This is a genomic window from Shewanella sp. SG41-4 (assembly GCF_014164505.1).
GTDB lineage: Bacteria > Pseudomonadota > Gammaproteobacteria > Enterobacterales > Shewanellaceae > Shewanella.
This window is the reverse complement of sequence record NZ_JACJFI010000220.1, coordinates 1-6,893: the sequence shown is the minus strand read 5'-3', so window position 1 is coordinate 6,893 and position 6,893 is coordinate 1. Positions and strand designations below refer to the sequence as shown.

Genomic DNA, 6,893 nt, shown 5'->3' with positions numbered 1-6,893 from the left:
CCGATATAAAATATCGCAGCGACAATACAAATGGGGTTAAACTGATATAAAGCATTGGCATGTCTGAGTTTAAACATGCGGTTACCCAGTTATCCGATAAGGTAAGAATAAAGCTGCAGATATTCAGGTAAGGGAATAATGCATTAATGCGTTGATAGGTAGAAATGGAACGATAGCCTAGATTGAAGCAATACAATCTAAGTTTACGAATAACAATTTCCATACGACCATTGTCCATGCACATATTATTTGCGACCACTTTTACTTGGTAGCCATTGTCACTGCGATATTTTATATCGGCATCAACTTTGCCCGCCGTTTGATTACTGCTATTAAAGGCGTTAGCTGATTGAATATCGTCTTCGCTGTTGTAACCAATACCAACACCGACATTTCCAGTGGTACCTGTTTCGACAGCACACGCCTTACAATTCCAAGCATCATATTTAATGTTGTCGGTTTTAGCATTGGCTAGGCCATAACCATCAGCCATCAGGCTAAAGCTGGTACTAGTGAGTAACGCTAAGGTAATGAGGTTCAATTTAGTATTCATAATATAATCTCCTTAGCGCTGCAGTAACTTACCAGACGGATGGTTTGAACCATGCACCTGACTATGACAATTTAAGCAGCTGCGACCACCAGTAAAGGCATTACCATTTACAGTTGAACCCATATCAGTGTTACCTAGATAAGCGTTGCTGGTGTGATTGTCACTCGCATGGCATTGCTGACACAGTTGTGGCGCACGAGTTTTGAGCATTGCATCGTTCACAGAACCGTGTGGATTATGGCAATTGACGCAATTTTCGGTGACGGGTGCATGCTCCCATAGCTTTGGGCCGCGTTTCTCTGCGTGGCATGAATAACAGGTTTCATTGACTGTTGGCTGAACAAGATCTGAATCGCTCAAACTGCCATGTGGATTATGGCAGTCGCTACAGGTCATTTGATTCCATTTCATTGGATGACTGGTGCGTTTGTTCATGTCTGCTTTTTGTCTGGCGTGACAGGTTGTGCATACTTCTACTTCAGTTTGCTTTGACAGTACTGGGTCATGTTCAGCATGTACGCTATGACAAGATGCACATGCCACATCGGCATTGGCGTGATGACTACTGTCCCATGCCACGCGTTTGTCGTCGAGATGACAGCTCATACACACACTGTTTTGTTTGTCTGCCGCAAGTGTTGATGTTGGGCCAAAGGTAATCATTGGCTCTTTACCACCACGATTATGTGAGCCTAAAGGTCCGTGACATGCTTCGCACTGTAATCCAGCCATTGGGCTTTTTGATGAATCAATAGCGCCATGAGCCCCCTTGAATAAGTCCATGACCTTTTCTGATTTTTTATGACACATTAAACAAGTGTCGGCACCCTTTGGTGAGTATTTTCCTTCGGCGAATTTTTTATCGAGTGTTGCTTCAACTTCTGCCGGTGTCATGCTGGCATCCCACTTTGCCGCCTGTACATGACTTGACACAAAAAGCGTCGAAGCGGTAAGGCAGAGCAGGGCTAAAAATAGGGTATTGATTGAATGTGTGGTCTTCATAAGTAGACTTCCTAATTTGTCCATTTTGATGATCAACAAGTTGATTACGTAAGCCATAGCATGAGAGAGAAGCAGGGCTTCTCTCTCAATGGACAAATTAAAGCTTCACTTGTGTGTGGTTTTCAATGGTGGGTGCATGGCAGAAGAAACAGGTTTCTAACTGTGCAGCATCATTGGCTTCTTGATAGCTACCATTAACAACCGCACCTTGGCTTTGCGCATGCTGCGAAATCGTGTCAAATCCATGACAAGATGCGCACGTTGCAGTGATAGGTGTTGTATAAAGGCCTGCAGATGTAGCAAGTGCACCTTTCACTTTGAATGCATCAAGATTAAAGTCGCTGTGACACTGAGTACAATCTTTAATAATGCCTTGTTCACCATGAACACTGTGAAGTTTCATTTCAATCGCGCCTTGATTAGCACCAGAAGCATAAGTGCCATCTGGAGTATGACAAGCCACACAACCATCCAAACCTATGGTGACTTCGCCATTAAGCTCGCGAGCTAATTGTTCTGACATCACAAAACCAGCATGGTGACCTTTATGTAACTCAAAGGTGTCGCCATGGCAATTATCACATGAACCAAAATTGACCGAGTCAGTGTGACGATAGCTAGGCGCATTACCAGAGAAAGTACCTACTGTGAATTCGGCTTTCATACTGGTGGTTGCTACGCCGTCAGCACAATCAATCGCTTGGATTCCATCGTTACACATTTCAAGACCGATAAAGCTAAAGGCGGTATCTGTGTCGCCTGCGCCAAATGGAAGTGATGCAATGCTATAGACCAAGTTACCTGATTCAATAATTACATCGGCTTGTAACAGACCCGCTTTGATAAAGTCTTTACTGATTTTGGCTAAACCGCTTCCTGGGCTTGGGTTATATCCCATGATAGGGAAGTTAGGTCCGACGTTCGTAATGGTTTCAACTCGTTGAATTTTGCTGACTAAACTCGTAGCATCAATGGCCGTACCATTAGCATCTAAAATTGTTACCGACAGGGTCGCTGATTTGTCTTCAGCGCTTGATTTATTAGCCGTTAATGTTGCTGTCATGCCGTATAAATCAATAAATGCTTTTTTCTGAGTGTACGAAGTAGTGTGTAATTCTTCAGTCCAACTTGCATTATGACAAGCTATACAATTTGAATTATCAACTTGTTGCGGATGACCTTGACCCGTTTTAAAGTCAATATCTGTATGACAACTTGAACAGGCTTCCATGGTTGGAATTCGAGACCAGTTGTTCGATTCGCTCAGTTGTTCTGAACCGACATGACAAGTGGTGCAATTATCTTGCACTATCGCATGTGCAGCTTCTGCACTCTTGTCCAAATTGCGGCCGTACATTTTGGCATTGTTATGAACATTATGAATTAAGTGACTGAACTCATCCTGAACCTTGCCTTTTTCAATAGCCAATTCATTGGTATGGCATGATGTACAGGTTTCTAAATCAGTGTAGCTATGATAAATGCTTTCGCCTTCTGCATGGCAGGTATTACAAGTAGCACCACTGACGATGTTTTTAGTGTATTTAGCTTCGAATCCTTCGCCGTCAAAATCTTCGGTGATTTCAGTACGCGGGACTCCGGTAACCCCATCTTGTAATGTTGATGCACTAGCAATCACGTTATAACGTTGGGTTAGCTCTGAATTAAACCCTTCAACATTGACGGTGAAACTGTAATTGCCGTTACCATGGTCGGTAAATGCTTTTTCGGAGCCAATAAATTGCCATTGGGCTGAATTACCCGCACCGCTTGCACCAGCGGGAATGAGTTGGACGATTTTTTTAATTTCAAAGTCTTTAAGACCCGCTACAGGGAGGTCTTTTTCATTGGTCGCAAATACTTCAACAGTCGGTTTGCTGTCTTGATAGGTCACTTTGGTGATATCTAAGTTTAGTGTCTTAATCGCTTCAGCAGGCTCGCCACCAGGATTACCTGGATTACCAGCTTCACCATCATCGCCTCCGCCACAACCAACCAGTGTCATTGATGCTGACATAGCAAGTAACAATGCCATTTTTGTGTATTTTTTATTCATCATATTTTCCCTGCAAAGGTCATCCATCTAACTCACTGGCAGTATGTTCTGCAATTATCTTATTCAGTTAAGTTGATGTTGGAATTAATTTTCCCAACACTAAGATTACGTTACAAACAGCAACTCGTCTTTAAAACGAACGTAATTGTGTGATGATGATCAGCCTATTAATAAAGGGGTATATAAAATGCGGAGTTTGGCGGGGGAAGATTGTTCGGATAACAAAAAGACCTTAGTTATAAACTAAGGTCTTTGATGGATAAAACGCCAAGGTTGTTTATTTGTGTAGCTTAAAAACCATGTGTTTTAGTGACGCGATCTACGGTATGGCAGGTAGAACATATTTCCGATGCACGATTACGAGCATCTTCCTCACTTATTCCATCTACTATACCGCCGTTAGATTCAATATGTGACACGGTGGCATCAGTACGATACTTTTGATGACAACTTAAACATGCTCCAGTATCTGATGACATCCATACATCAGCGCCAGTCTCGATATCGCCATAACGCCATACTCTGTCAGTGGCTCTACCAAGTTGGATCCCATCAGCGGTATGACAGGTTTTACAATCGGTTTTCAACACGGTTCCAGATTCAACACCGGCATATTTGAGGTAATGACCTTCAGCGCTGTGTGCTTTAAAGGCAAAGCTGGTCGATTTTTTGCCACCAGGGTAAGTGTCATCACTCCTAAGGGTCTTATCAGCGGTATGACAGGTTTGGCAATTGACACCATTGTCATAGTGATACACCTCTTGGTTATGGCAACCTTGGCAGCTTTCTGTGTTGATAATGTTTCTACGTGTAGCAGTGGTTTGGCTAGTGTCTATTGCACTTGCTGCCATCACAAAATGGTATGGACTACTTTTAATTTCCACTTTTTGGACATCATCAGTACTACAAGCCGTTAGTTTAACTTCCGGTCTGCCGTAACCACCATGGTTAAAACAGGCTGTAACTGCTGACCATAGCTCAAATGTTTTACCCACATAATCTGTTGGTAAGGTGATCTTATCCCAAACTAAGGTCCAGCTATTATCTGCGTTGGCTGTACCTTCACTTAATCTAAGACGACGATTACTGTAACTGGCTTCTTGATACTCAGGATAGTTTTTGTCGCTGTCCCACGCCATTACGACGCGGCTACCTTGGTCAATAAATTCTGCAGCAATAACATTAGCTGAAGCATCGGTAAATTTAACCGTAGTACTGAATTTTCCATCAACAGTGGCAATTACGTCGCTGAATACGGCGTTCATGGTTTGTGTTTCATTATAGGCTTTCATGACATCGCCATGAGCTTCTTTTGCACTGCGACCATAGCCTTCTTCAACATGGCATGAAGTACAATTTGTGCCGACACCAACATGTTGTTGAGACGCTAATTCTGTGTGACATGCAATACAAGCGGTATCACTTTTATTGGCATTAAACAGGCCAGCATCTTTGGGAGCGTTTGCGCCTTCTACGTGACATGCACTGCAATCGGCAGCAGGTTTTTGTGGATACATCACGTTACCGTAATTGTGTATTCCACCGCCATAGCCAATCACTTTATAAGGTGCGGCTACATCCCCATCAGCTGTGCTGGTTACGCGGTCTTGGCCTTTATGAATAGCATGGATCATGTAGGTAAAATCAACACTGTTACCGGTTTCAGGATCACCAGATGTTGCGGTATGACATGATGCACAGTTTTCAAGATCGATTCGACGACCGCCGTGCAATGCTAAGCTTTCTGGTTGGTGGCAGGTATAACAAGCATTAATCGAGACAACATCGCGCGTTGCAATATCTTCGGTTAAGCCAGTTGAAGGTTGAAAATCGTAATGAGCATTGGCTGTGATTAATGGCTGTTTTAATTCCAATGTAATGCGCTGGGTGTCATCGGCTTGATAAGTGATGCTTAACGGCTCTGTGACTTGAGCAATATTGGTTTGAAAGGTGTACGAGTATGAACCATCTAGATTATCGACTAAGCAGTCAGCACATTTTGATGCAGCCTCAACTTCAGCCTGAAATTGTGCAGAAGGAGCGATATTGGTTTCACCATCAGGGATCCAACTTGCATTAGGTTGTTTTGTTGTATTGATATAAGACTGCCATTGATAACCACGATCTACTTCAACTGTAGCGCCATCAGTTCCGACCATTTCGGTAACTGGGGTTAATTGCGCAATACCAAAACGAAGATCATGATCTTTTGTTAGTCCCAATACCGCAACACCATTGGCATTTTTAAGGATAAAGCCAACACTGACTTTTCCGTCTACTACGGTTGCATCGGTAAAGGTCGCTTTTAGGGTTGATGTCGCATCTATGTTTACACCAATAATACCATCTGGCCCATCTTCGCCATTGGTACCATCACTGCCTCCACAACCCGATAATGCTAGAGCAATAAGCCCTGCACTCAATACCGCTTTTGCAGCGGGACTAACTGTTATTGTATTCATCATGTATTCCCTGCATTTTTTTGTTATCTCGCATTCACTACTGGTTATAAGTGTGCGGATTTTATTCAAATCTAATGTTAGCTAACCTTGGCCACTTACTCATTGAATTATGTCTAGAGTTGTGACTAAGATCTGACTATTCCTTTATGGGTAACGTTGCTTGATGAAGATCTGCCGGTGTTACTGGGGTAAATAGGATCATTCCAAGGCGTTAATACTGTTAGTAGCATATTCTCGGATACGCTACTTAATGTAAACTAGCACCAATCACTCGTGCTTGACGTCATAAACGTTTATCTAACCACTGTTTTTCTATTTCATCTGGCTATGTATTTATTTTCAATAGATTAATGATTCACGTCTGAATTTGTATTATTGACAACATAAATAGTGTGTTTAGTCTGTATGGCTGGAGAGTAAATCGATTTATGTCGGTTAACCTATCTGTTATCCCACCCCTTATCCCTTCAAGTATTCCCTGTTAAGGTTAAGTATTGCGCAGTTAGGTAGAGGATTGAAAACTTATTAGGATAAAGGCTTGATCCAGCCAATAGGTTAGGGGATAATCGCCCCGTTCTGACACATAAGCTTTGTATTTTATGATTCAGAAGTCAATGGTGACCCTAGGGTCCCCTCGCAATGATAACTTGTGAACTCGGCCAGGCCTGGAAGGGAGCAACCGCAGCAAGTGACTCGTGTGCCGGGGTGTGGCTCTAGGGGAACCTCCAATATTCCCCTTATGATTTTCACCGCATTAATTCCAACAAAGTATTGCAACCAAAATATTGCAACCAAAATATTGCAACCAAAATATTGCAAC

At 42.7% G+C, this 6,893-nt stretch carries 4 protein-coding genes and 1 other RNA gene; 1 reads left to right on the top strand and 4 read right to left on the bottom strand.

Annotated features, from left to right (window positions below):
• From H5202_RS16470 to H5202_RS16455, 4 genes are all read right to left on the bottom strand, one after another.
• Positions 1–553: MtrB/PioB family outer membrane beta-barrel protein (locus tag H5202_RS16470; RefSeq protein ID WP_182773032.1), on the bottom strand; the 553-nt coding region annotated here is incomplete at its 3' end.
• A gap of 12 nt (positions 554–565) precedes the next feature.
• Positions 566–1,555, bottom strand: a complete 990-nt coding sequence (locus H5202_RS16465) for a DmsE family decaheme c-type cytochrome (protein ID WP_182773031.1) — start codon at positions 1,553–1,555, stop codon at positions 566–568.
• Positions 1,556–1,652: 97 nt separating this feature from the next.
• Positions 1,653–3,614: an OmcA/MtrC family decaheme c-type cytochrome gene (locus H5202_RS16460; protein WP_182773030.1), complete on the bottom strand. Its 1,962-nt coding sequence runs from the start codon at positions 3,612–3,614 to the stop codon at positions 1,653–1,655.
• Positions 3,615–3,901: 287 nt separating this feature from the next.
• On the bottom strand, positions 3,902–6,076 hold the full coding sequence (locus H5202_RS16455; protein WP_182773029.1) for an OmcA/MtrC family decaheme c-type cytochrome: 2,175 nt from the start codon (positions 6,074–6,076) through the stop codon (positions 3,902–3,904).
• Positions 6,077–6,696: 620 nt separating this feature from the next.
• Here H5202_RS16455 and ffs point away from each other — a divergent pair.
• An RNA gene (ffs, locus tag H5202_RS16450) (signal recognition particle sRNA small type) lies at positions 6,697–6,793 on the top strand.
• The last annotated feature ends 100 nt before the right edge of the window (positions 6,794–6,893 follow it).